Annotated in this window: 20 protein-coding genes; 2 read left to right on the plus strand and 18 right to left on the minus strand. The window is 47.2% G+C overall.

The window, feature by feature from the left end; all coding sequences use genetic code 11:
* Positions 1 to 45 precede the first annotated feature (45 nt).
* Positions 46 to 1,197, plus strand: a complete 1,152-nt coding sequence (locus ASG16_RS10125) for a response regulator (RefSeq protein WP_056494610.1) — start codon at positions 46 to 48, stop codon at positions 1,195 to 1,197.
* Between the two features lie 36 nt (positions 1,198 to 1,233).
* A complete protein-coding gene (locus tag ASG16_RS10130; RefSeq protein WP_056494607.1) occupies positions 1,234 to 2,628 on the plus strand; it encodes a DUF4832 domain-containing protein in 1,395 nt (464 codons plus the stop codon).
* A gap of 70 nt (positions 2,629 to 2,698) precedes the next feature.
* Here the strand turns inward: ASG16_RS10130 and ASG16_RS10135 are convergent, their stop codons facing one another.
* The 18 genes from ASG16_RS10135 to ASG16_RS10220 all read right to left on the minus strand — a co-directional run bounded on the left by ASG16_RS10135 (position 2,699) and on the right by ASG16_RS10220 (position 25,366).
* Entirely contained in the window at positions 2,699 to 3,385 is a 687-nt protein-coding gene (locus ASG16_RS10135; protein ID WP_047072385.1) for a DUF4956 domain-containing protein, read from the minus strand.
* 22 nt (positions 3,386 to 3,407) lie between these two features.
* On the minus strand, positions 3,408 to 4,142 hold the full coding sequence (locus ASG16_RS10140; RefSeq protein WP_048031024.1) for a polyphosphate polymerase domain-containing protein: 735 nt from the start codon (positions 4,140 to 4,142) through the stop codon (positions 3,408 to 3,410).
* Positions 4,139 to 5,863: a CotH kinase family protein gene (locus ASG16_RS10145; RefSeq protein ID WP_056494603.1), complete on the minus strand. Its 1,725-nt coding sequence runs from the start codon at positions 5,861 to 5,863 to the stop codon at positions 4,139 to 4,141. Before ASG16_RS10145 ends, ASG16_RS10140 begins: the two co-directional genes overlap by 4 nt.
* A 31-nt stretch (positions 5,864 to 5,894) precedes the next feature.
* A complete protein-coding gene (gene pelG, locus ASG16_RS10150; RefSeq protein ID WP_056494601.1) occupies positions 5,895 to 7,295 on the minus strand; it encodes an exopolysaccharide Pel transporter PelG in 1,401 nt (466 codons plus the stop codon).
* A 5-nt stretch (positions 7,296 to 7,300) separates the two neighbouring features.
* Complete coding sequence (gene pelF, locus ASG16_RS10155; protein WP_056494598.1) at positions 7,301 to 8,707, minus strand: GT4 family glycosyltransferase PelF; 1,407 nt, start codon at positions 8,705 to 8,707, stop codon at positions 7,301 to 7,303.
* Between the two features lie 3 nt (positions 8,708 to 8,710).
* On the minus strand, positions 8,711 to 10,534 hold the full coding sequence (locus ASG16_RS10160) for a DUF2194 domain-containing protein (RefSeq protein WP_056495059.1): 1,824 nt from the start codon (positions 10,532 to 10,534) through the stop codon (positions 8,711 to 8,713).
* 80 nt (positions 10,535 to 10,614) lie between these two features.
* Positions 10,615 to 11,613, minus strand: a complete 999-nt coding sequence (locus ASG16_RS10165) for a hypothetical protein (RefSeq protein ID WP_056494595.1) — start codon at positions 11,611 to 11,613, stop codon at positions 10,615 to 10,617.
* A complete protein-coding gene (locus ASG16_RS10170; RefSeq protein WP_056494593.1) occupies positions 11,606 to 13,810 on the minus strand; it encodes an NAD-dependent epimerase/dehydratase family protein in 2,205 nt (734 codons plus the stop codon). The genes ASG16_RS10165 and ASG16_RS10170 overlap by 8 nt, the downstream gene beginning before the upstream one ends.
* Positions 13,807 to 14,226, minus strand: coding sequence for a response regulator (locus tag ASG16_RS10175; RefSeq protein ID WP_056494590.1), 420 nt, complete (start codon positions 14,224 to 14,226; stop codon positions 13,807 to 13,809). Before ASG16_RS10175 ends, ASG16_RS10170 begins: the two co-directional genes overlap by 4 nt.
* A gap of 289 nt (positions 14,227 to 14,515) precedes the next feature.
* On the minus strand, positions 14,516 to 16,780 hold the full coding sequence (locus ASG16_RS10180; protein ID WP_056494587.1) for a cellulose biosynthesis cyclic di-GMP-binding regulatory protein BcsB: 2,265 nt from the start codon (positions 16,778 to 16,780) through the stop codon (positions 14,516 to 14,518).
* Between the two features lie 3 nt (positions 16,781 to 16,783).
* Positions 16,784 to 18,070, minus strand: a complete 1,287-nt coding sequence (locus tag ASG16_RS10185; RefSeq protein ID WP_056494584.1) for a glycosyltransferase family 2 protein — start codon at positions 18,068 to 18,070, stop codon at positions 16,784 to 16,786.
* Positions 18,063 to 19,850, minus strand: a complete 1,788-nt coding sequence (locus ASG16_RS10190) for a polysaccharide deacetylase family protein (RefSeq protein WP_056494580.1) — start codon at positions 19,848 to 19,850, stop codon at positions 18,063 to 18,065. The genes ASG16_RS10185 and ASG16_RS10190 overlap by 8 nt, the downstream gene beginning before the upstream one ends.
* Positions 19,816 to 20,685: a GGDEF domain-containing protein gene (locus ASG16_RS10195; RefSeq protein ID WP_056494577.1), complete on the minus strand. Its 870-nt coding sequence runs from the start codon at positions 20,683 to 20,685 to the stop codon at positions 19,816 to 19,818. The genes ASG16_RS10190 and ASG16_RS10195 overlap by 35 nt, the downstream gene beginning before the upstream one ends.
* Positions 20,666 to 21,718 (minus strand): glycosyl hydrolase family 8, encoded by a 1,053-nt coding sequence (locus tag ASG16_RS10200; RefSeq protein WP_157966767.1) that lies wholly within the window; start codon positions 21,716 to 21,718, stop codon positions 20,666 to 20,668. Before ASG16_RS10200 ends, ASG16_RS10195 begins: the two co-directional genes overlap by 20 nt.
* 282 nt (positions 21,719 to 22,000) lie before the next feature.
* Complete coding sequence (locus ASG16_RS10205) at positions 22,001 to 22,372, minus strand: response regulator (RefSeq protein WP_056494570.1); 372 nt, start codon at positions 22,370 to 22,372, stop codon at positions 22,001 to 22,003.
* 246 nt (positions 22,373 to 22,618) lie between these two features.
* On the minus strand, positions 22,619 to 24,229 hold the full coding sequence (gene ggt / locus ASG16_RS10210) for a gamma-glutamyltransferase (RefSeq protein ID WP_056494567.1): 1,611 nt from the start codon (positions 24,227 to 24,229) through the stop codon (positions 22,619 to 22,621).
* Positions 24,230 to 24,257: 28 nt separating this feature from the next.
* Complete coding sequence (locus tag ASG16_RS10215) at positions 24,258 to 24,788, minus strand: chromate transporter (RefSeq protein ID WP_056494565.1); 531 nt, start codon at positions 24,786 to 24,788, stop codon at positions 24,258 to 24,260.
* Positions 24,785 to 25,366 (minus strand): chromate transporter, encoded by a 582-nt coding sequence (locus tag ASG16_RS10220; RefSeq protein ID WP_048030999.1) that lies wholly within the window; start codon positions 25,364 to 25,366, stop codon positions 24,785 to 24,787. The genes ASG16_RS10215 and ASG16_RS10220 overlap by 4 nt, the downstream gene beginning before the upstream one ends.
* Positions 25,367 to 25,372 lie beyond the last annotated feature (6 nt).

The following is a 25,372-nucleotide window of genomic DNA, read 5'->3' on the forward strand; positions in this document are numbered from 1 at the left end:
AGACAATCAGTTGCATTTTATCGTTTTTTGAAGGAGAGACAGTGGATGAGAGCCTTATTGGTAGACGACGAGCAACTACCCTTGATGCATCTGCAACGATTGCTAGAAAAAGATGTTGGCGGCGTTAAGGTAGTCGGAGCCTACACCAATCCTCTCGAAGCGATCGACCAAGCAATATCCCTTCAACCAGATGTCGTATTTTTGGATATTAATATGCCGCGCATCAGTGGACTGGAGATCGGAGAACGTCTGCAAGGAATCGATAACTCCCCGGAGATCGTATTTGTCACAGGGTACGATAAGTACGCCGTTGATGCTTTTGAGCTGTGCGCACTGGATTACATCATGAAGCCCGTACAGCTTCAACGCTTGCAAAAGACAATGGACCGTCTGCGTGAAAGAATCAAGTCCGCGCAAGAAGCCGAGCCTGTTAAAGAAGAATCAGTCGTTTCCATCCAATGCTTCAACAGTATTTTGTTTCACCAGTCAAATCAGGAGCCGCAGGAGATCAAGTGGCGCACGAATAAAGCCCGCGAGCTGTTTGCGTATTTGTTGCATCATCGCAACAAGATGATCGACAAGGATTCGATTATCGAGCTTTTGTGGCCGGACTATGATGGAAGCAAAGGCGTGACCCAGCTATATACGACGATTTACCTCATCCGACAAACCTTGAAACGCTATGGTCTCCAAACGATATCGATCAACAAAGGCAATTTAGAAGGCGGCTATAAGCTGACGATTGATTCAGCTACGATCGATGTGGAGGAATGGGAGAATCGTCTCAAACAATTACTCCCACTCTCTCTTGCCAACATGCAGGAGTATGAGCAAATGCTAGCGATGTATACAGGCGATTATTTCGGAGATTACGACTATTTGTGGGCAGAGTACGAGCGGGAAAGACTCCGCAGAATGTGGCTACAGCTCGCCAAAACAATGAGTAGCTTTTATTTGGGACACGGCAGAGTACAAGAGGCGATCAGCGTCAATCAGCGCATTCAGAATTTGCACCCGCTTGAAGAAGACAGCTACATGATCTTGATGCAGTTGTACGCTTCTTTGGACGATCATGCGGCAGTAGAAGAACAGTATCAACTCTTGACCTCTCGGTGGGAGACTGAACTCGGCTCTGCTGCAAACGAACATATCACCAAGTGGTATCACATATGGAAACAGGAGACTGAACAAAAGTAAGTAATAATACTCTCTCACTAGATTTAGGGGGCACTCATGAAGATCAGAAGTGGTCTATACAGCGTACTTCTCGCTGCTTTTTGCATTCTACCTTCCTCTGCCGCCGCCTCCAGTTATGGAACGGCAACCTATTCACCAAAACAAACTCAAGACGTGCTCCAAAACCCGTATATGGGACTGGCTCCCGACTCACGGACAAGTAATAATGAGCAAGAACACACCCTCGTCTATGCCAATCTTACCTGGAGGATGCTCGAGCCCACCAAAGGGGATTATGCATTTGATGAGGTCGAAGATACGATCCGGTTTGAAGAATGGACAGAAAAGGATGTCAAGTTCATCCTCCGTATTGTTATGGATATTCCCCATAAAAAATCGGACATGGAGATACCGGATTGGCTATACAACGAGATCGGCGGGGACAATGACAACTTTGAAGATGGCGAGTGGTATCGAAACGACTATGGCAAAGGCTATAGTCCCAACTACAGCAATCCATTGGTCATCCAATACCACAAACAGTTGATTGACGCTCTGGGAGAGCGTTACAAGGACGATCCCCGCATTGCTTTCATACAGTTGGGAAGCGTCGGTCACTGGGGAGAATGGCACACCGATACGTCTATTCCTTTCCCTGCGACAGAAATCACGGATCAGTACGTCGAACCGTATCTGGATAACTTCCCTGATTCCATGCTACTGATGCGAAGACCACATCCAGTCGCCAAGGAGTACAAACTGGGGTTGTTTAACGACATGTTCGGCAACAAAGATGATACAGACAGCTACCTGTCCTGGATACAGAAGGGCTATGTATCCTGGCTGACCAAAGAAAAAATGCCTGCCATGCCTGACTTTTGGAAATATGCACCGAGCGGTGGGGAGTTCTCTCCATCCGATTCGTTAAACAGCTATTTTACTCGCTCTTCCATTAACCAGGTGATCTCACAAGCCAAAACTTCGCATATTAGCTGGCTTGGCCCCAATACCCCTGCACGGTTCGAAAAAGATGGCGAACAACAACAATATTTGGACCGCTTTTTAAACACGATTGGCTACCGCTTCTCCATCACCAAAGAGACACATGCCAAAGTAGTCGAGCCCGGAGAAAGCCTCGCTGTGACCATGGATTGGCAAAACCGCGGTGTCGCTCCTTTTTATTTCCCGTGGATTCTCGAGCTGTCACTCGCGGATGAAGATGGCGAGATCGTAGCAAAAACCCAAACGGACGAAGACATCCGCAAATGGCTTCCTGGCAAGAAAACCGTCAAGCAAAGCTTGAAAATCCCCGATGATCTTCCAGAAGGAACATATACCCTCTGTGTAGCGATCCTCGATCCCCATACGGAAGAACCGGGCATTCAATTTGCCATGGAAGGAAAAAGAGCGGACGGAAGATACACACTCGGCAAGGTTCAAGTACGAGACTGATCACAAAGAAAAAATCCCTTCCTGACAGCCTGTAAAGGCGTCGTCAGAAAGGGATTTTTTGTAGAATCTGCTATGGTGCATAATCGCCATCGTAGCTAACCAATGATACGTTTTTCACACCTTCTACCTCTGAAATATCTTGAACAAATGCCGTATTATCTCCTTTGATTTTTACTTCTACAATCAATTCCACCATCTCTTTGTTGACTGTCTTTGATTTCAGGGTGTATTTTAGCTTGTTCAACTGGTATTTGACTCCGTCATTGGCTTGATCCTGATAGGTAATAATGAGCAGATAAGCAACATCTCTCATTTGCCGCTTGGATAATACGACAATAACAGCCGCCACCACCAATGATCCTAGGACGGAAACCGGGTACACACCTGCCCCCGTCGCAATACCTACCGAGATCGACCAAAACATGAAGACAATATCCAACGGGTCTTTGATGGCGGTACGGAACCGCACAATGCTCAACGCGCCGACCATCCCAAGAGAAAGCACGATATTCGTGCTAATCGTCATGATAATCAGGCAAGTAAGCATGGCCATGGCCACCAGCGTGATGTTAAAGGTGTGCGTATAGACAACGCCACGAAACGTTTTCTTGTAAATATAATAGATGAACAAACCAAGCAATCCCGACAGCACAAGACCTATGATGGTATCGATGATCGATATGCTGGCGAACTGGTCCATTTTTAAGACGCTTTTTTTGATAATATCTTGAAAATTAATCGTATTGGTCGTGTCCATAGTTTCTCGACTTCTCCTCACACTAAAGATTATAGTACTTTTTGGTTTCCTCTCTGCAAATGACATATTTGGAGATAGCCGACCGCTGATTACTTAGGTTTTGTAGCAGATGTCTAATATTGAATGGCAGGAATTGATCGTACTTCACTTCCATGATCATCATGGGCTGATGAATCGCTCTGACCATCATGATGTGTTCGTCAAAAATATCAAGCGAATTGACGTTTGCCTTCAAGTACTTATCAAACGTAATTCGGACATTCCCTTCCCTCACCAAATACGCCTCTCGAACATAATCCGTGATGACACGAGGCCGAAACAGATGATTCTTGCACGACAAATAAAAATCTCGCAGCACAGCACTTTCCGTCTCGCGCAGAAACTCAACCTCGCCTGCCAAAATCCGTTCATACTCATCTCGCGTAATCGACGCTGATTCTTTGCAAATGTATCCGCCGAACTTGCTTTTTCGCTCCATCTTGATGACCGCATCACTTTTGTTATAAATGCGGATGCGATACTTTTTTCTTTGAAAAACCCCGTAGTTTTTTTCATAGAGAGCCGTGTCGTGATAGTCATCAAAATACAGGCTCCGAATATGATAACCTTCCTCACTTACAGAATGAGGATCAGGAGTGGCGATCAGACGCAATTTCTGCCGTAGCGGCTCGTAATGACTCAGCCGAAGATAATACTTCAACTCATGCCGCAATCGCTTGTTGCCGAGCTGGATGCCCGTGCTCTGTATTCCTTTCATTTCAACACGAACTCCTTCACCCCATGATAAATCGCATCCTCCGGCTCTACTCTGTCAAATGCCGTCTGTACGTTCCCTTTACTGTCCCGTACAATCACCCTCCAGAAAAAGCGACCTTTCCCCGGATCGTTTATCGTGTATTGGACTCCTGTCAGCCCCTTTGCCTGCGCGTGTATCTTCGTAAACGCAGGATCGTAACTAACAGCAAAATCGTAGGTCAGATCGTCTCCTTGCAGGTCATAGGAATGGTCCCAAGCAAAAATGAGTCTATCTCCTTCTTTTCTTGGCTCTCCCATAAAAAAGGGCATCGGATTCTCTTGGCGTTCATAGTACCTCTTTTTGTTGCGCTCTGGTTCACCAGAGAGAAGCGCTTGCTCTTTGTGAAAATAGGAGACATCCAACGGTAAATTATATAAATCAGGTAGTTGCAGCACGTATTTGCTCACAATCGGATAATAGCTCTTCAAGTATTTTTCCGTTTGCTCTTTCGTAATGATCTTGCTGACTTCCTCGACCTTTTCGTTTAGAGCCTTGACGTTTTCCGGGTCTTTGAAGATGCGGCGATGCAGGTTCGACACCCAGTAGTTGGAGATGCCAAACTGCCATTGACCGAGTCCTTTTTCTGGACTGCGCTTGAGCTCTTCTTCGAAAAATCCCCATGTTGAGTCATAGTCCCACGGAAGGAAATACCATTTGTTCGAGTTGCTTGGGCTGTATAAATAAAAATTGTGAACAGCCGTGTCGTGATTCCCCATCAACAGGTTGGATGCCAGCCATGTATAGTAGTTCTCCCGATCAAAATGCTTGTCCAAAAAGTCCTGCGTATTTATTGCAGGATTATGAAGATCCTCCAGCATGGCAATGAGCTTTTCATGGTTCTCGCTACCTTTGATCTCCAAGATTTTCTCAAATGCCTTCTTGTCGTAGGTAGGATCGGTCGCCAGCTTGATCTGATCCTCGTAACGATGGAACTCGAAATCAATAGCCTTGTATAAGTTTCCATTCCGGTCCAATCCGTGTGCCTGCAAAAATGTTTTGTTTGGCTGCTCAATTTGAGTGAACAAACCGTAATCAACAAAGTCCCGGTCTGGATTTTTTTTGGTCAAATCCTTGATTTTCACCTGAACGAACTGCGTCCGCAAGCTGGTCATATTCGGCATCTGCTCAAAATAATCAAAGCTAAGCTTTTGTCGAACACGCGTCATGTCAGACTTGTGCTTGCTTAAGTTGATGTTGCGCTGATCCCGCCAATATCCGGCACTTTCGAACAAACGGATTTTGTACGATTTTTGTTCCGCTCTCCTGCTCGATTCCCCCCGTAGCTCAATCGTTCCGTTCGCTCTCGTCTCGCCAAAACCAAAGTAGCCTTGAGTCGGCCCCTCCGCCGTCCCTTCCTGCATAATGACTTTGGCCTGGAGATCTTCTCCCTTTTCATTCCGTCCGCTAGGAGCTAGATTGAGTTCCGAAAAGGTGGTTGTCTTCAGTTTTGAATTTTCTTCGTTGACTATCGTCACATATAAATGGACGATGCTCCCATCCACATCCTGATCGTATACGCTTCTATTCTCAATCAGCCCCTCGTTCATCTGCTGAGTTGGCGCCACCTGACTCGTTGCTGAGGAGTTGTCTGACACTGGTTGTTCAGGTACATCCTGTGTACAACCAGTCGATACAACTCCTAATGCTACGAGCAGGCTCAGTATGAATCGTTTTTTCTTCAACCTAAGTCCTCCCCAATCCATCAGTCCCCATCTATTCCATTCGCTTTCCTTTGACAAAGAGCGGCTGTAGGCAATAGGTGTAATAATCGATATTTTTCAAGTAATAGATCAGCCTGCCGAGACCGGCTACCAGCGCAAGAAACGAAGCCATAAAAAATGAAAAACCGTAGTTCTGAAGGGGCAGCATCGCTATGGTGATGACAACCGTACTGATGAGAAATAAGGTCGTCACCGCAAGCGCTCCCTTCCGATCGTCAAAATAGAGCAACATCAGCACGATCACAAACATAACAGCGTACAAGTATCCCGCGATAACCAAGATGTTGTACCGCTCCATTTGATCGGACGTAAAACCGATGTGCGGAAGCAGCGTAATTCCCAGAGCCAATGCAACGAAGGAAAAGAACAGCTGCACTTCCATCATGAAGCTGAGTTCTTGCATCAATGTTTGGACCATGTCTGTTTTTGCCCGCTTGATATCCTGCACCGAGCCTGTGCCCAATATCGTCCCGTAATACGCTCGATACTTCTCGTAAAAAGCAGTCTCGACAGATACAACAAACATGACCATCGTAGGCAGTATGCTCAAGGAGGCATAGAACGCAGGCACGTCATAAAAAGGCGCAATCACGTATGTATTCGCCACGACTTCTTGAAGCGGACTCCCCAGCCAGTAAATAAAATGGTGTACATAGAAGCCGAGCGAGCAAAAGAGACCCACCCCCAGCAGGCTTGGGTATTTTTTCACGTACTTCACGAAATCAAAGTAGTTCCTCTCCCGCTTTGGAAAATAGCTCTCCAGATGAACCATCGACAGAACGATCATTGTAAAAAAGCCAAGATCCAAAGAAATTAGCATTGCGATTCCTTTTTCCAATTCAGTCAGATTCAACAGCAGAAACGCAGCCAGAAGCGTAACGGCAACAGCCGCCAAATACCCGCGAATAATGCGCATATAATCCTTTAATGCGGACAAATAGGCGGATTGCAGCCATACGACAATCAGTTCCACAAAAAGAAGGTAGGCTACGAGCTTAAAGCTAGACGGCAAAGGTGCAAGCCAGTAAAAAGCACCGCCGAGAATTCCCCCCAAGCCCAGACAAACAGCGATAACTCCATACAAAGACGCAATGATGTCGTTGTACTCGCGCAAGTAAATTTTGTCTGCAATATAGCGAGAAATGACCATAGAAAAACCGCAGGTAATTAACAGTGAAAACACGAATGCATAAACGACAGCGGCTAAAAAAGACATCCGCTCCAAATAACTGACATTCAATTGAAGCAGAATTTGCTGTAGCACCGTGATCATGACCATACAAATCAGCATCGGTCCGACTGTGACCAGCGAAGAAAATGCATACGCCTTCACACTGGACAAATACCCTTTATTCCGAAACATTTTCTTCAGTTCAAAGCCAATGCCCGCCATGTTTCTTACACCTCGTATTTCCGATACATATTGCGATATCCCGCCAAGAAGTTCTCATGTGTGTAAATAGCTGATACTCTCTGGAATCCGCATCTGCCCATACGCCGTCTCAATGGTTCGTTTTGAGACAATGTAATGATCGCTTGGGCAATTTGGGTAAAATGCATAACGGGTACCGTTATCCCTGCGTTGCCATAATTGTCACCATTTCCGTACAACAATTCCCGACAGCTTCCCACGTCTGTTGTGACGAAGGGCTTTCTGCATGCCATCCCTTCCAGAATAACGAGCGGTTGGCCTTCACTGATGCTGGTCAAAACAAGCATGTCCATTTTTCCGAGATGCTCTTTCACATTGACCGCACCCGTAAACGTAACATCCTCCAGTTGCAGGCTGTCGACCAATTGCAGGCATTCTGTGTAGTACTCCTCGTCTTCATCCGTCGGGCCCATGATAACAAAGCGTGCGTGTGGCACTTGTTCTTTGACGAGCCCGAAGCTTTGCAGCATTGTTTTAATATCCTTGATAGGCACGACGCGGACGACAGCGCCAATGGTAATTATGTCGTTCTTTTTTTCCTCCACGATATCAGCATAATCACTCACTTTTACACCGTTCGGGATCACTGATACCTTGGAAGGATCACAGCCTAGCTCGATCTGAATTTCCTTGTTTCGCTCAAACAATGTGATTACCTCATCCGCGTAGGAGTAAGCACATGCAGAGAGATTATGGAAATAATCGATCCAAATATCTTTAAAGTGACCCTTGATCCAGTTTGCCTTGATAATTTCTTCTTCCCGCTCGCGGGTATAAATTCCATGCTCCGTCAGCAAAAACGGCTTTGCATGCAGATACTTACCGAGACTCCCTGCTACACCGCCATATCCTGTACAAACACTGTGATACAAATCCGCTTGTGGCATGCCGTTTTGAATGATTAGACATAGCGGCAACACCATCGAGCGAATCATCCAGATCATTTCGGTAAAAGGAATTTGCGGGTATTTTTGCTCGCAAAGACGTTGAATGACCTCGAAAAAGTCCTTGCTCGTTAGCAACTCGGCTACGGATGGCACCTTACTCCCCGACAACACGGAGAACAGAGCATGCCAGTCGCCTTTGCTGCCATCGAGCAACGAAAGCAACGCTTGCTGCTCATCCTCAGTCAGACCCAGACGCTTGCCCGGTGCAGCCTCTTCCTTCAGATAGGCATCCAGAAATACCTCTTTGATTTCCACCACATTCGCGGGGAGTTGGTAGACGTATTTCCCCCTGTTTTTCTCTTCTGCACCAATCGCATAAATGATAAACTCATGCTCTGGCATGCTAGCGATTAAGGAATGAATCCAGCTAGAGACTCCCCCTGTAATATAAGGGTAAGATCCTTCGGCAATCAGACAAATTTTCATCGCTTACTCTTCCAGTCCTATTTCAAATTTTGCACCCGTTGCATGCACGAGATAGACGCCTTCCTCTATTTTTTCTACCGTGCAATTGACCAAGCTCGTCATTTTTTTGTTTGTCCGCAAGATGTAATACATTTCTTCGGAGAAATTGTTCATGTAGCCTGTCATTTTTTTATCCGTATGCGAGATATATACATCCGTCTGCATATAGCTCTCAAGACTTGCTGCCGCTTCGGAAGCAGTCTGGCTACGCAGCCATGGATACTGCTGGTAAAGTTCTTCCATCATGAGTTGGAAGTCTTTTACCAATTCCGACCACGACTTGTTATTGCTTCTCTCCTTGTCCAACACATCGTCTGGGTGAACAAAATGAGAAAAAACACCGATGGATGTGATCGCATTCGTTATGTACCAATCATGAATGTCTGTGCGACTGTATCCTGAGGTAATACGCGGCAGCTCTACAATGCCATCTTCAGCCACGGAAAACTCCTGAATGTATTCGTGCATGCTATCTGATTCCGCATATAAGGAGGCAATGACTCTCAGATCAGGGAAAGACTTTTTCAGCGCTCGACGCCCTTCCTCTCCCAACACGTTGGAAGGCGGGACATACACCTGTATGTCATATGACGAGAAGACCTTCTTGATATAATTGTCCAGATACGTAAGTGACTCAGCCATACTTGCTTCATCAGGCCAAGCCTTATACTCGTAATGGCTCGCCGTCGCTTGATCGGTAACCAGTGATTGATGATTGTATCCGTGGATGCCCAATTCGCCACCTAATTTCAACAAATCCCTGCCGTACGTAATCAAATTGTTCGAATCCGTTCCTTCCTCATCAGTGAAGGGCGGGGCAACTCGGTTATTGTAGGTTTTGATAATAGCTCCCGTGTAGGTCACATCGTAATCGGCAGCAAGCCTGATCATGTCCGGCCACCACACATCCCGATAGAAGCTGGGAATATCTTTGCGGTACTCGCGGTAAATACTCGGCTCGATCCCCTGTCGAAAAGGGGCCGGAAAATCGTCAATATACATGATTTTCATATTGAAAATGGGGTACATGAAATCTTGATTCAATAAACTGATGCCACCAGCAATCAGTCCTCTGTTCATTGCAGATTGCATATTCGTCCCGTTATAGACCATGACCTTTCCCTGTCCATACCGGGTCTCCCATAGCAGTGGCATATTATCGGCAGAAACTGCGTGAACCTTCGCTTGCCTATCCAGCTCTACAGGAATCGAGGAATTAACAATGGAATCTGCGCCGATTTTTGCATCTTCTCCTTGGATCAAGAGATTGGATGTCATCTGAATGCCGTTTGTCACGATAGGGAGATTGATGGAATTGATTCCTAGTTTTCGGTATATGCGGTACAAGCTGTCATTGTATTCAGGCGTACGTGAAAAGAACACATTTCCACCATTGTGCGCATATTGCATCAACTCATCCAGATTGGCTAGCATGCCCAGATTTTCTATGGTGACAAAGACCGTCATGTATTGGGGATCAGGCTTCGCGAACTGCTTAACGTCAGCGAGATCGTACTCCTTTTTCATATACCGCAGCACTTGCTCCACATTCCTCGCGATTGCCATGCTGCTCTCATCCTTGGGATCATGCAGAATGAGGAATTTCTCCCTTGCTAGCTTGGCGATTTCCTCCTGACTGATCGCGTTTTGCTTCGGCTCGTTAGTCTGCACTCCCGAGTTTCCTGACTTATTACTGCTCACCTGAAGAATGAACTGAGATCGAGTAGCTTCTATGGTGATCCCCAGAATCGCCACAAAGATCAAAATGATGTAGATGTTTTTTTTCACGGGAATATCGTTGGACCTCGACCTGCTCCATTCTCTGTCATTTTCCCTGTCTTTTTTCCTTCTCCCGAACCTTGTCATTCTCATTTTGTATCGCTCATCTCTTTCAGATTCGTACCTATTTCCTGTGCAACAGCGACTTCCTCCCAATTGCTGTCTTGCTCATCGTCATGCCAATGCTCAATACTTTTGTCTTGCTCATCGTTCCAGTAGCGAATCATCATCAGCGTAGCGTGGGAGATTTTAACCGACGAGCTTTTTAACCGATTCATTTCTGCCACAAAACCTGCGTAGTCTCTGATCGTAAAGAAACGCTTAAGCGACATGACATATGGCTGCTCGCTTTCCGGATGATACTCATGAAACCATTGACAGTATTGTGCGGCTTTTTCATAGGACTGGTTCACCAGCTCGCAATTGATCTTGTCCACAAAATAGCTTTCTTCTTCCTGATAAATGTCCAATAATGACTCCAGAACAAACGAATACGTGTAGCTGTATTTCACAAAGGTACGTTGATCAATGAGTGAACTGTCCAGATACTTCTTCAATACGTCTGCGTAGGCACGTAAAACCTCAAGATCCTGCTTGTTCTCCTCGTATTTCACTGATAAATCCTGCAATTGGAGCTGAAGGTTGCGACGCATTTCCGTTAGAGCGGCTGCCGCGTAGTGGACCGTTTCCGAATCCTCGTTTTGCAAGGCTGTCTCCAATGTGCCGATCTGCCAAATGGTCTGCTCTTTCAAGACATCGATCAGCATCTTTCGGCGCGTGCTCGTATCGTTCAAAAATAAAATGTCCTCCACCGGTACGATGTTCATTTCCTTTTCCAAGTCCGTTCTTCGGAAAATATTCGATCCCTCAGCTAGTTTCAGCAAATCGCTTTCTAGCATCAGTTCATTCGCATTCTTTTTCGATGTTCGTTTGTACACATCGGTAATCCCCAATAACAGGAGGCCAAAAATGGGAAGAAAGCCAGCAATGAGCATTCGCATAATAAGCACCTGCTTGTTTTTGCCGCGGCTTTGCATCCAACTGTAACCAACAGACACCAAGACATGGAGGAGGACTAGATTAAGCATAGGCGCCATCCCTCAGAGAGAAGCGATCTTGGTCTTTCTCCTGCACAATTCTCGATGCAATACCGAGTCTACCAAGTCTATCAATCACGATATTGGCTTCTTCCTCGTTGGAATTGGAGAGAATGATATAGACATCTCCTGCTTCGTCCATTCCCATATAATCTGCTTCGCGAAGAGAACTGGCGATATAGGCAGAAAGAGTATGATGGTCCATTTGCGCTGAATCCACTGCCAAAAGGGTAAAGTCAGTGTTCAACTGTTGCTTGGCATCCCTTTTGTTCTTCACCATTGCTGAAAAATAAGCAGGAATCAGGATAGAGGTATCTTCAAGATATCGGTCCTTTTGTGTAGAGTTTAAGTATCGGAGAGAACGGGACAAAGCGGATGAGATCAATTGAACGGCGACTTGGAAGAGGTTTTGGGTGTACATTGTAAAATTTTCAAATCCGAGCTGTTGCAATGTGACCACCGCGACCATTTTTCCCTTGTCAAAAATAGGAGCTGCTATAAGGGGCATGTCGTGACGTAGCTCTTTATTCACGATGATCTTCTTCATTGTCATTAGTTCAGTAAGATAAGCATGCTCACTCATTTTCAATGATCGTGGCAGATCAAAGCCCGCTTTATTCGATTTGGCCATCAATCGCAAGAAAGAGCCATTTTGATTCATCGTATAAATGGCGATCTCATCGGACTTCATGATTCTTTCCAGTACCTTGACCGATTTCTGCAATACGCGTTCAGGCTCGAGGCTGTCCAGCTCTTTGGTGATGTTGTAGATTTTTCCGAAGCTGTCTTCCGAATTCACGATCTGCTGCTGTAATTCTTGCTTGACCAACAGTACATCATTGTAAATGTCCTTTAAAAAATCGTACTTTTCTTCAATGGCCTGCCTTTGCAGCTCCTTTGACAGTACGTCCCTGTTTCGTTTGTCGATCGAATAACCAACAGCAATCCCGATAATAAAATAGACAGCGATATGAAACAGAACATTCGCGTCATATAAGAGCGATACGACATCGCGTCCATTATGCAGGCTTTCTCCGATAAAAAGTCCACAAGCCAGGATAACAGACAAGAGGGATTGCTTCGTTCCGTAAATAGCGCCAATCAACACGATGTAAATCAGCTTGAGATCAAAGACACCGCTATTAACCGTTCCAACTGTGGCGAAAAACACCAGAATGAAAGCAAGAATGTTCTCTATGTACGGCCTTGCATCCCATGAACGGAACCAATGGATCGTTTTCTTCGCTTCGCTCTCCTGCCCTTGTTCTTTCTCTGCGTTGGTCTCTTGATACCACTGCGCCGTTTTTTCTAGCCCCTCCGCTAATGAATACATCGGGATCCAATCTAGCCTTCTCTTTGCCCGCGTATTATCCAAAACCGACTTATCTACGTCTCCTGGGCGTTTTTCCCTTCGTAAGATACCCTGGAGAGGCTGGTTAGCCCCGAGAACGTCAATCAGCTCATTAATGCTGCTTTCCTGATTCGTAGACAAATTCATCACACCGGTATCATCCGCGGTAACGGAACGGAAAATAGCATCAGCTACATCCTCTACATAAATAAAATCTCTCGTTTGGCTGCCATCCCCATGCAAAACTATTTCTTTCCCATTGTTGATCTGGGTTAAAAAAGTAGAGATAACGCCGCCTTCCCCTACTGAACTTTGTCTGGGGCCGTACACATTCGCCAAGCGAAAGACTACCGTTCGCAAACCGTACATTTCCGTCCATTTGCGGCAATACATTTCGCCGATATGCTTGTTTATTCCATAAACAGATACCGGATCACACGCTGAATCTTCGAGTAACGGTGTATTTTCATTCATGCCGTAAACGGCGGCTGATGACGCAAAAATAAATTTGGACACACCATATTTGCTCGATAGCTTCAGCATATTCACGAGTCCAAGAATGTTCGTATTTGAATCCAGCAGGGGGTCCTCCATGGATGCAGCAACACTCACTTGGGCCGCTAAATGTATGACGACATCGAACTTGTTGCTCTTAAATACTTCATCACATTTTTTATCCGCTACATCCAGCTCGTATGCCTTATGCGGAAATGTGACATTCTTCTGATTGCCTGAGCTAAGATTGTCGAGGATGAAAACTTTATACCCTTCCTTATAAAATCTCTCCCCGACAAAAGAACCGATGAACCCATAACCACCTGTGATCAAAACTTTCATACTAACACCTCAGCTATTTGTTTCACGTGTCTGTCCCTACGACGAACATCTACCCCTGTTCCCAACACTTTTTGGACAGCCCATTCGATTCGCTCCAGTTGGAGCGGCTTCGCGATGAAATCCCGCGCACCTGCCTGAATCGCCTTAATGACGGTATCGTGCCTAGACACTGCTGAGCAAATAATGATCTTGGCATCCTTATCCAACTCCATGATTTTGCGTGAAGCAGTTAAACCGTTCATGCCGGGCATGGTAATATCCATCGTGACGAGTGATGGTTTGTACAAGCAGTAATTTCTAACAGCCTCCTCTCCCGAAGCAGCTTCCGCAACGACATGCAGTCCTAATGTCTCAAATATGCTGCGCAGCACATGTCTCGTAAACGCCGTATCATCAACAATCATAATGCTATTCATCCAAAACGCTATCTCCCATCCTATCCACCCATACCTTTCGGACTATTTTATTATAGTAATATATTCCTATTTTCACTACCAACCAAAGTTACTGTCTCGTAACTTTTATTTCCATAGGCATAAAGACCTCCGACATGTAGCTTTACCTAGTCTACTAGGGTCATCTCAACAATTTCTGAACAACAGTCAAAAGACAATCAGATGTCTCCGTTCCCCTGCTATTTAAAAAGAAAAACAGGGACAGTTACCTATACGGCATCTGATCCCTGTTTTTCTTCATGTTTTTACACTATTTTCGTCTACGAGACTTCTCTTTCTCTTTTTTCAACAAGCGAATAAAGATCACCAATACAATTAGGAATACCACCAAAATCACTCCGATTAACCAGAGCGGGATATTGCCTACTACCTCATTTATGCCTTTTGTCTGTTTCTCTGCATGATCTTCGAGCTGAATAGAGAGAACCTCGTTTGATTTGCTCATCACAACAATTTGCCCATCTTCGTTGGAATTCTTCAGATATTCAAGTAGATCAGCATGAAGGAAGGCTCCGTGACTAGCCTTACTCTTGTCTGCGGATTGGAAAACACTCAACGTCCGCTCTTGATTCCAGATCGAGGGCTGGACCCAGGCCACATAACGGCTCGTCTCGTTAATGACGTGGTATTGGTTCAACTGCTTGGCCTCATTGATCAAAAGCTGTCCCTGAACCTTCTGCAAACTCGGGTACTGCTCAATATCTCCCATTGCAATCACATTGTACGAGGCGATCTCCTGCAAGGCCTTCTCGTTCAGAGGTTCCTGGAAAATAACGAAGGAGCTTCCCTTCTGATAGCTTACCTCCAACAGCATATTATTCATTAGCATCGAAAACTGGGACAAATAGGAACCTGTCCATTTTTCCGGCAGCAGGAAGGCGGTGTCCTTCAATCCTGCATCCTGCACATAAGGAGCGGGCCAATATCGGAAGCTGCGCTGTGCAGGTACCTCGTGTGGCACGTTCAAGCTACTTTCCTTATCCACAAACACCCAGCGTCCCATGTTGTTCTCAGGCGCGCACGCATCACCCTTCTGGTTCATCGAAGCCGAGAAAGAGACCGTCAGAGCATGATTCGCCTCTTTAATGGCAGACTCTGAAATAGGAATACTCACGTGGTAGTTATCGTTATCGTCCACTGCTTTCAACTGCTGGAGTATGACGGTATAAGGTACGCCATTTACCGTTACAGTCAACTGGTGCTGTGGCTTATCTTCCCCTTCGTACTTCTGCATGAGCAGTGGGGAAATCTTCAGTTTCAAATCAAGCGTGACGTCCCCGGTAATCTTCCAATGAGACGGAATTTTCAAGGTCACCTGCTCGGTACGGCTGTTTCCGTGCTCAAGCATCACATGCGAATATCCGCCTGAAGCCAACGAAAGAGAAATCGGACTTTGCTCTGCTGCCTGTACACGGGGAACCTGCTTGACAGTCAGTTGATTCCCTGCCAACTGCTTGTTCATTTCCTTATCTGTCAGCAGATGAATCGTCTCGGCAAAGTTTGTCTCCTTGCCTCTCGACACCAAGAGCATGAGCTTGGCCTCAGCAGATTGATTCACTCTCATCTGATAGTAATCGAGCCCCAGCTTTTGTTCCCTGGTTGCAATCCCCTGTTCAGCAACCAGTGTTTTAAGCGGGCCAATCCAGCCTTCTGGATTGCCGAGCGCGATGACGTGTCCCAATTCTCCCTTTGCTTTCCACTCGCTCTCTGTCATGATCGGGATCGGGCGTTTCGTAGCTGTCTGGGCAGACAAGGATGTGGCTACCTTCAGTGCGGCTGCTACCACATCTTGATCGGCGGCGTCAGGAACGACGATCTTGGTAAACACTTCAGTCGAATTACCCGGCTCTACGAACGGTACCGGATACTCCCTCAACAGATCGGCAGACGAGGTTACGGCCTGCGTATCCAGAAAAGCAAAGGAGCTTTTATCGATTTTTACCCAGTTCGCAGGATCGTTCTGATCGTCGCAAATGTTGGCGGTGAGCAGGCTATGCTTGGTGATGGTAATTTTATGGAAGCCGAGCGCCGTCTCGTCCGCTCCCAGCGGTATTCTGATTTTCCCTTGCTGGGCAGTCTCCTTGGTTAAAAACACGCTTTTCAATGGCTTGTCGTCGACACTTACCGTCAAAGTAGAACGTGTGCCGTTCAGCAGCTCGGAGTGACTAAATGAGATTTCCAGATAGTTGTTGCTTCCAATGGTGGCACGCGGAACACTGTAGAAGTAAGCAAAGGACTCATTGACCCCATCCAATGTGACCGGTTCGCTCGTAAAACGCAAAACAGTTCCTGGTGTCTTGTCAATTCCATTGGATGCGTATGTCGTTTTTGCTTGCTTGGCTAGGTTTGAAAAGGTAAACACAGCTGGGCGTATCGCCTGTCCCGATGGCGCAGTTGCCCCGGCTTGTGTCGGTGCTGTCGTGCCTTGAGCGTAGATCGTACCCACGCCTTGCCCAAAAAGGAGAGCGGTTACGGTCAATAGCGCAAACGCCGGTTTCCAATTGTTTCTCTTCATGTTTTACACCTGTCTTTCTGCTGGCGGTGCGGACTTCTTATCTGCCGCGAAACGCTCTGTCTTATACCATTTAAGCTCCTGTCGAAATACAACCCGCTTGAACTCCAGGTACAAGGCGTAGACGACCAGGACAATCCAGAGCTGCGAGTACGTAAAATACATCAACAATACAATCAGGAAATTTTTTACATTCAATTCAGTCCGTTCAATACTAAGTGCGATCATTACTTCCGTGACGTACAGGAAATAAGCCAAAATCCAGAGAATCATAGCGACAATGCCTACCTGCAAATGCAAATCAACGAACATATTCGTCACAAAAAGTACATCCGATACGATTACACCCATAAAGAACAGGAAATAGGTGAAGAAGAAGTAGATCAAATCAAACATGATGCTTTTCTTTCGTAAAGAGAAAATTCTCCACATGAACTTCAGCACAACGTACTGATTCCCTCGCGCCCATCGCGTCCTTTGCTTCCACCACACCTTCCAGCTTTCAGGCTCCTGCTCCCAGGTGATCGCCGCCGGGAAGAAACGAATATAGTAGCCCTCATTGTAGACACGGATCGTCAGCTCGGTGTCTTCCGCGAGAGCTTTTTCATCCCAGCCACCCAGCTCCTCAACCAGGCTGCGGCGAATGGCGAAGTTGGTCCCCGGAATCGTCGTCACCCGGAACCAGAAAAATCGTCCTGCCTGCGCCATCCATTGGAAGCAGATCGTCTCGATGTTGATAAAGCGGGTAAGCAAATTCGTGGCGGCGTTGACCACCCTGAATTTGCCGACAACAGCCCCTGCCTTTGGGTCGTTTAACAGTGCCAGAACAAGGTAGTAGACGGCTTTGCGCTCTGGCGTATTATCAGCGTCATAGACCACGATGACGTCTCCTGTGGAATGAGCCAAGCCCTGGTTGAGCGCACCCGATTTTCCTTTTCCGGCATGAGGAGGCTTGGTGTGGACCACCTTCACGTACGGGTATTTGCTGGCGTATTCATCGGCGATTTCCCCCGTGCGATCACGCGAGTTGTCATTGATGACGACAATCTCCAGCTTGTCTTTCGGATAATCCAGCCTCAGCATCGCCTTGATGGTCCGTTCGATGACGACTTCCTCATTGTGAGCGGGGATCAGAACGCTTACCTTTGGCAGCGGATGCTGGTTTTTTTCCCACTCTGGAATAGGGCGTCTATATCGCAGGTAGTGAAAATACCCACCCTGCATCAAGAACATATGGTACAAGAGCATAATCCAGATGACAGACAGGGACAGATAAAATAAAGCATTAGCCATCGAGATCACGCTCCATAAATAGTTGTTTACGCAGGTTAGCCCGATTGCGCCACGTATACAGCATAAACAGCATGACCATGACAGACACGAGTCCGGCAATGCCCCATAGCACGAGCTGTACCCACCCATTTTCACGCAGGAAATCCTGAACATTTTGGTAAATATCCGTGGCCTTCAACGTCGTACCCTGCTCTTCAAAGGACTCGGCGAGGATAGTTGGCTCACTGGCTTCCTGACCGCTATCCAGACTGATTTCCTGTCCACTCAGCCCGCGGACGTCTATCCACTTCACATCAGGCAGGGTTTCCACGTAGGCAATCATTTCTTTTAAAGGCTTTACTCCTAAATAGGGATGAAAAAACATGCTGACCATGCCATCTCGTACAAAGCTGACTTCTCTGTATTTGTCTTTGATATCCTGCATCGGGGTAGAAGAGGAGGGATCATAATACCCGATTGTTTCCGGCAGGAGGGTCATTCCGTGCAAAAAGGCCGGCTTCGACACAAAAGGAGGTGCTCCCATATGTACCCAGTCCCTGTCATTAAACTGAAGCTGGCCAAGGACATAAGGAAAGTAGCGAGCCATGACCTCGTACCCTTTTTGGCTCATCGTGTAGTGCGGAGCCTCAAAAGCGACAGGAGCAAGCCCCAACTCGGTCAATTCCTTGATTCCTGTCTCCATGCGTGTCTGTATATAATGCTCCTCATATTCTTTCAGCGACTGCTGATAAGTCTCATACTCGGTCTCTGATGCGAACGCATATCTTTTCTTCAAAGGCGTCTCATCTTCCGGAGCTTTGGAGATTGGCGTATTGTTTTCAATGTCCCAAAACTCAGACCCTTCCCCTGTTTCTGAATTGCGATAGTGGTGCATGTATCCGTGCAGTACGATGCTTGCTCCTCTTTTTTGCAATTCCCGCAGCACCTTGAGCATCTCTGGGCGATCCTTCAGATGGACCATCTCGTGCGTCTCGGAGTTTTCGTACACCGGGATAAGCGCAATGACGAAAGGAATCCCCTTGTCTGCCAAATAACTCCCCGCCTCCCATACCAGCTTCGGATCAGAATGAGGGTGTACATCCTCCAGACGAATCAACGCGTAACGCCCCGCGTCATGCGGCTGCTTGAAAACCTCGTGTAGTGCTTCTGACACAAAGAGGGAGAAGGGCGAAGTGAAATTGGAGCTGGCAAAATACGCTGTCTTTCCGTTCTGAACCATCAGCGGATATGTATACATCCCCTTCCAGCCCTCAAGCAAAACATCGCCTTGAGATAGCGAAATATGCCCCACCAAATAGTTATCATATAGCAGGACTTGGTCAACACCCTGCGGCTTAGATACCTTCTGGATATCCACCTGTCCGTTCACCTGGAAAAAGGAAAACCGCGCTCCCAACTGCTCCACGTTTTTGCCAATCGCAAGCCAAGTGCCAGGAAAGCGTTGCATGATTTGCCTCGAAGAACTGCTTAAATCTTTCGAGATGCTACCGTAATAGACGAGGTGTGTGACTCCATCCAAATCTCGCTCGGTCAATACCTCATCCGCCACATAGGTGAGCTTTGAGCTGTAATGTCCCAGCACCATGTCAAGCATGCGCACTTCATCCGTCAAGGCTCCGTCTTGGGTAGAGTAGACGACCAGTACCTCTGGCTCTTGTCCCGCCCCCTCCGCAGCGTACAGCTTATCCCCTATTCCAGTCAGCAGCAAGAGCACCACGAGCACAGACACGACTATACGGCAGCGATTATTGAATGTATTGTTCCAGCTCTTGTTTGGCACGTTGCACCATCTCCAAATGGTCACTCACATCTTCCGCGTAATGACTGATTCCAAATCCGATCGTCAGTGTGACCTGCTTTTTATCATTTTCCAAATTGTGGACGGATAGGAGCCTTTCGATCTTTTTGACGACTACTTCCGCCCCTTCCTCATGGCTGTTGCTCAAAATAACAGCGAAGGTTCCTGAGCCCTGCTCCCCGCGGTCGAGACGAAACTTGCGGTCTGTCAATCGCGTGTTGTTGCGTAGAATGGTTGAGAGCGAGCTGAGCAGATAATCTCCCTCCTTGGGTCCGTACAAGCGATAAAAGGAATCGAGATACAGGACTTCAATGAGCATCAGCGAAAAAGGGATGCCTGTCCGGCGAGAGCGGCTACATTCTTCTTCCAAATCAAAGAGCAGTCGTTTCTCATTGGAAAAACCGGTCACTTCATCGATCGTCACCAGCTCATCAAACTTCCCAACCATCTCCTGATGCTCGGCCACTGTCTGCTTCACCAAGCGATGGATCAAGCCGGTCAGAACGGCAGCGCCTAGAAAGAGTCCCATCCAGATGACGATGTCAGAGAAAGAAAAGGAAATCGTCCATCCGGCAAACATACCCCAAATCATCATACTGCCAAAAGCGAACAAGCTGATCAGGGAGAGCCCCAGGCTAGCCAACAGCCCAAGAATGATACCCGTCAGGCTAATGACCAGTGTCCAGACCAACAGTAAGGCTGGGACCAGCGGCAGAGCAGGCATACCCACCGCGAACAGGGCGAGTAGAATGATGAAAAGCAAAAACAACACTTGATAGCTGATAAATTTACTGTTTTTACTGAAGCGTTCCCTCATTGAACAGCCTCCTTTCTGCGAGCAGTGGAAGCAAATTGTCAAACGAATGCGTGTCCATCTGACTCGTGTCCACGTAACCGCCATAGAACTCGCTTTCTGGACGTCGAATCTGCTGACGAACCATCCGTTCATATAAATCACGGGCAAATGTGTAATCCTTAAGCTCGCTTGCTGTCAAAATCGCCAAGCTGTACACGGCTGGAGACTCATACGTTACCAGCGGTTTCTTGGCACTGGCATCGTATCTGCCATACAATAGTCCATTACGCGCAAACTCATCTTTGAGAAACGCCCACAGCTCTGGAGATGATATGCCCACTTGAGCGCGATGGTAGCTGATGTACAACTGGTCGATCAGATTCACTTCCTGATGATAGACATACTCCTTGCTGCCCAACTGATAAGAAAATGGAAAAAACCCGTTTTGGGTCGGCAACGTGTTCAGAAAGGAATGTACTTGATTACTCAATTCTTTGCTCACCTGTTGATGCTTCTCCATCAATTGAACGGCTGCAGCATTCAAATAGGAGAGTGTCAGGGAATCACTGGCTACCTTATAATGGCGATCGTAAAAATCGACCATCAGTCCCTCTCTACTCTGGTTCTTCACGATGCTTTGTCCAACTTCATTGGCCAATTGGATGTAGCACTCGTCTCCCCATTTTTCGCCTGCCATGTAAAGAGCTTCTGCGATCCTCAGGTCATCTACCAATGCATTGGTCGCGACTGGGGTCTCATTCCCTCCACCCGCTTTCCAGGCAATCCAACCATCCTGATAATCATAGGCTTTCAAGGCCTCTACATTCTGAGCAAAGAGGGCTTGATCCCCTTTTTCTACTGCGTACAGCATCCACAGACCAAGCGATTCCGAAAGGGTCTCTGTCCCTTTTGCAACATTCGGGTCATTAGATGTAGCAGGCTTCATATTCGTTTTCAAGGTCAGATCGTCGTTCGTCAAATGCTGCTTGATAAAGAGCTCGCCCGGCAAAAGCCTGACGTATTCGGAGCCAATGGTATTCTGTTCCGTTTTCATGGCAGACGGCACCCCCTGAAAAAAGCATCCGCTCAAGATGAGGACAAGTAAGGAGACTGCCATAATGGGAAAGCGAAAATCTTTCAACATGCTCACGCCTTTTTAACATAAGTTTCTATCTCGCTACGATTTATCCAGTTTTCATAAACCCTAGCGAAAGGTGTCGCACTTCCTATTATAATCCATCCGTTAAAAAGGTAGAGAGGACTCCGCCTTCACTCAACAATGAACCCATAACTTCCTGTGATCAAAATTCCATACTAACATCACTGCTAGTTTGTTTCACCTAGAATCTGTTTCCAACAAATGTTGAACAGCCCATTCAATCCTCTCGAACTGTAAGGGCTTTGCGATGAAATCACGTGCACCTGCCTGGATCGCTTTGATGACAGTGTCGCGTCGTGCAACTGCGGAGCAAATAATGATCTTCGCATCCTTATCCAGCTCCATGATTTTTCGGGAAGCAGCCAAACCGTTCATGCCCGGCATGGTAATATCCATCATGACAAGTGACGGTCGATACAAACAATAATTTCTAACAGCCTCTTCCCCTGAATCAGCTTCTGCAACTACCTTAATACCTAATTGCTCAAACATGTTACGCAGCACGAGTCTCGTAAACGCTGTATCATCAACAATTAAAATGCTATTCATCCAAATTGTTTTCTCCTATCTTTTATACCACGACTTTCGAACCACCATAAGAGGTTTACTATACGCAAAAACGACATAATCTGATCATTTTCTACATTCTACTAGGAACATCTAGACAACTTCTGAACAAGAGAACATCACGAAAAGTAAAAATAGGCACAAAGAACCGCTTTGTTGTTAAGAAATAAAAAAAAGCCGAAGCATCTGCTTCGGCGCAACTCACTCTTCTATTCGATTCTCTTTTTCCTACCAAGCTGCAATACAACTATCCGTACGCATATCCGTACCACCGCTCAGCACACCATTTTCATCACGCCAAATGATTTGTCCACGCCCAAAATAATTGCCGAGCTGTGCCCACTTGATCGTATGGCCCCTGCGCTCCAAAGCTTGTGCCAAATGCTCAGGGAAATGACGCTCCAGCTCCACCGTTTTGCCTTCCATCCACTGCCAACGCGGTGCATCAAGCGAAGCTTGAGGATTGAGGTGGAAGTCGATCGTATTCATGACCACCTGCACATGTCCTTGTGGCTGCATGAAGCCGCCCATGACGCCGAATGGCCCCACTGCTTTTCCGTCCTTCGTCAAGAAGCCCGGGATAATGGTGTGGAACGTTCTTTTGCCTGGCTCCAAGCAATTGTCATGAGCAGGGTCCAGCGAGAAGTTATGACCGCGGTTTTGCATGGCGATCCCTGTCCCCGGGACAACAACCCCGGAACCAAAACCCATGTAATTGCTTTGGATAAAGGAAACCATGTTGCCCTCACCGTCAGCAGTCGCCAAATAGACCGTGCCGCTCGTTTTCGGCTGACCCGGCTCTGGCGTCAAGGCTTCATGACCAATCAGTGCACGGCGAGTGGCAGCGTACTCCTCAGACAGCAGTGCTTCCTTGGAGACTTTCATTTTGCTCTCTTCTGTGATGTATTTCAATCCATCGACAAAGGCCAGCTTCATCGCTTCGATTTGCTTGTGATACGTTTCCGTCGTGTCTTTTGCGTCAAAATCAAAGCCCTTCAAAATGTTCAGCGCCATCAGACCGATCATCCCTTGCCCATTCGGCGGGATCTCCCACACGTCATAGCCGCGGTAGTTGACACTGATCGGCTTCACCCATTCCGGCTCATAGGCAGCCAAGTCTTCTTTGCGCAAATAGCCGTTACACTCCCGGGAGAACGCATCGATCTTGTCTGCCAGCTCTCCACGATAGAAGCTCTCTGCATTTGTTTCCGCGATTTGACGCAGCGTTTCAGCATGACCCGGCGACTTCCAGATGTCGCCTGCTTTTGGCACCTTGCCATCTGGCGTAAAGGTGGAGAACCAATGAGCGAACTCTTCCCCTTTGCATTGCTGGGAAAACTTTTTGTGTGCAGCGTTCCAATAATGCGCCAATGTTGGCGATACCGGATAGCCATTTTCCGCATAATCAATTGCTGGCTGCAAAACCTCTGTCAGCGGAAGGCGTCCAAAACGTTCGGACAAAGCGGCCCAGGCAGCAGGGGCTCCTGGTACAGTAACAGGTGTCCAGCCGTAGGTCGGCATTTCTTCCAGACCTTTTGCTTTTAATGCCTCAATAGAGATTCCTTGTGGTGCAGGCCCGCTTGCATTCAGTCCATGCAGCTCGTCTTTGATCCACACGAGGGCAAACGCGTCTCCCCCGATGCCGTTCGAGGTCGGTTCTACTACAGTCAGGCACGCAGCCGTTGCAATCGCCGCATCCACTGCATTTCCGCCTTTTTTCAATATATCGAGACCAGCTTGTGCCGCCAGTGGCTGCGAGGTCGCTACCATGCCGTTCTTGGCAAAAGTCGTCACACGCTTCGATGCGTATGGGTATTCCATTGCGTCATAATTAACCATGGTTTTTGCCTCCTAAGTAAGTACAGTGTTAGCCGATGAAAACAAACCCGTAAACCATCGCTCCCAAGATGACAAAAGCGGGATGTACCTTCCATGTTTCGAGCAGAAGGTAAGATGCCACTGTCAAAATCCCTGTTTGTATCCAGCCGATTCCCTCGACTGCACCCATCAGGAATTGATACGTCATCGTTCCGAGCAAGACAGTAACGACTGGGCGTACCGATTGGGTCATCGCTTTTACCTGTGGAGCACTGCGGAATAAGTTAATAAAACCCATCAATAAGACCATCGCTATCGCTGTCGGAGCAACCGTTGCAAATAATGCGACTACTGCACCCGGTACGCCCGCTACCTGATAGCCAATGTATCCAGCAAGCTTGGTCGCGATTGGGCTGGGCAGTGCATTTCCTACCGCCAGCACTTCTCCGAATTCCTGTACACTCATCCACTGATAATGGTCAACCACTTCATTTTGGATCAAAGGGATGCTCGGTGGTCCTCCCCCGTACCCCAAAATGTTGGAGATGAAAAAGGCCCAAAATAATTGCAGATAGATCATGCTACTCCCTCCTTGCCGTCCTTGTCCTTGCGCTTGCGGACAGACCAAGTAGAGTAGGCAAATGAAACGGCCAGCGCAATCCCTACGACGATGCCCGGATGCCAATCAAGGAAGAGCAACGCTACGAGTGAGAGGGCGAGGGAAAGGCTCACACCTGCTTTGCTGGACGCTCCCTTCCAGCCCTTCGAAAGGAATTCCCACGTAAGGACGCCTGTCATGACTGCGATTACCGGACCGATTGCCTGGATCATGCCGTATACACCCGGCGCATCCTTCCATTGATAAATGACTTGCAGCAAACCGATCATCACAAGCACGATTGGCATCACTACTGCGATGTTTGCCACCAATGCACCCTTCCAGCCTTTTACCCGATAGCCGATAAAGGCGGCCAGCTTGGTCGCAATGGGCCCTGGAAGAGCATTGCCGAGCGCCAGATTGTCGGAAAAGTCCTCATCTGTCACCCATTTGTACTTTTTCACGCATTCGGTGTAAAAGAGAGGAACCATCGTAGGTCCTCCCCCAAACCCGAAGATTCCGATGCGGAAAAAGGCGAGAAATAATTGCCAGTAAATCATAGCTGT

Source organism: Brevibacillus sp. Leaf182, assembly GCF_001423865.2.
GTDB classification, from domain to species: Bacteria; Bacillota; Bacilli; order Brevibacillales; family Brevibacillaceae; genus Brevibacillus; species Brevibacillus brevis_C.

Bases quoted from the DNA above. Each gene is read 5' to 3' on its own strand.
- ASG16_RS10125 (WP_056494610.1), top strand. From the start codon at position 46: ATGAGAGCCTTATTGGTAGACGACGAGCAACTACCCTTGATGCATCTG.
- ASG16_RS10130 (WP_056494607.1), top strand. From the start codon at position 1,234: ATGAAGATCAGAAGTGGTCTATACAGCGTACTTCTCGCTGCTTTTTGC.
- ASG16_RS10135 (WP_047072385.1), bottom strand. From the start codon at position 3,385: ATGGACACGACCAATACGATTAATTTTCAAGATATTATCAAAAAAAGC.
- ASG16_RS10140 (WP_048031024.1), bottom strand. From the start codon at position 4,142: ATGAAAGGAATACAGAGCACGGGCATCCAGCTCGGCAACAAGCGATTG.
- pelG (WP_056494601.1), bottom strand. From the start codon at position 7,295: ATGGCGGGCATTGGCTTTGAACTGAAGAAAATGTTTCGGAATAAAGGG.
- pelF (WP_056494598.1), bottom strand. From the start codon at position 8,707: ATGAAAATTTGTCTGATTGCCGAAGGATCTTACCCTTATATTACAGGG.
- ASG16_RS10165 (WP_056494595.1), bottom strand. From the start codon at position 11,613: ATGCTTAATCTAGTCCTCCTCCATGTCTTGGTGTCTGTTGGTTACAGT.
- ASG16_RS10170 (WP_056494593.1), bottom strand. From the start codon at position 13,810: ATGAAAGTTTTGATCACAGGTGGTTATGGGTTCATCGGTTCTTTTGTC.
- ASG16_RS10175 (WP_056494590.1), bottom strand. From the start codon at position 14,226: ATGAATAGCATTATGATTGTTGATGATACGGCGTTTACGAGACATGTG.
- ASG16_RS10180 (WP_056494587.1), bottom strand. From the start codon at position 16,780: ATGAAGAGAAACAATTGGAAACCGGCGTTTGCGCTATTGACCGTAACC.
- ASG16_RS10185 (WP_056494584.1), bottom strand. From the start codon at position 18,070: ATGGCTAATGCTTTATTTTATCTGTCCCTGTCTGTCATCTGGATTATG.
- ASG16_RS10195 (WP_056494577.1), bottom strand. From the start codon at position 20,685: ATGAGGGAACGCTTCAGTAAAAACAGTAAATTTATCAGCTATCAAGTG.
- ASG16_RS10200 (WP_157966767.1), bottom strand. From the start codon at position 21,718: ATGAAAACGGAACAGAATACCATTGGCTCCGAATACGTCAGGCTTTTG.
- ASG16_RS10205 (WP_056494570.1), bottom strand. From the start codon at position 22,372: ATGAATAGCATTTTAATTGTTGATGATACAGCGTTTACGAGACTCGTG.
- ggt (WP_056494567.1), bottom strand. From the start codon at position 24,229: ATGGTTAATTATGACGCAATGGAATACCCATACGCATCGAAGCGTGTG.
- ASG16_RS10215 (WP_056494565.1), bottom strand. From the start codon at position 24,788: ATGATCTATCTGCAATTATTTTGGGCCTTTTTCATCTCCAACATTTTG.
- ASG16_RS10220 (WP_048030999.1), bottom strand. From the start codon at position 25,366: ATGATTTACTGGCAATTATTTCTCGCCTTTTTCCGCATCGGAATCTTC.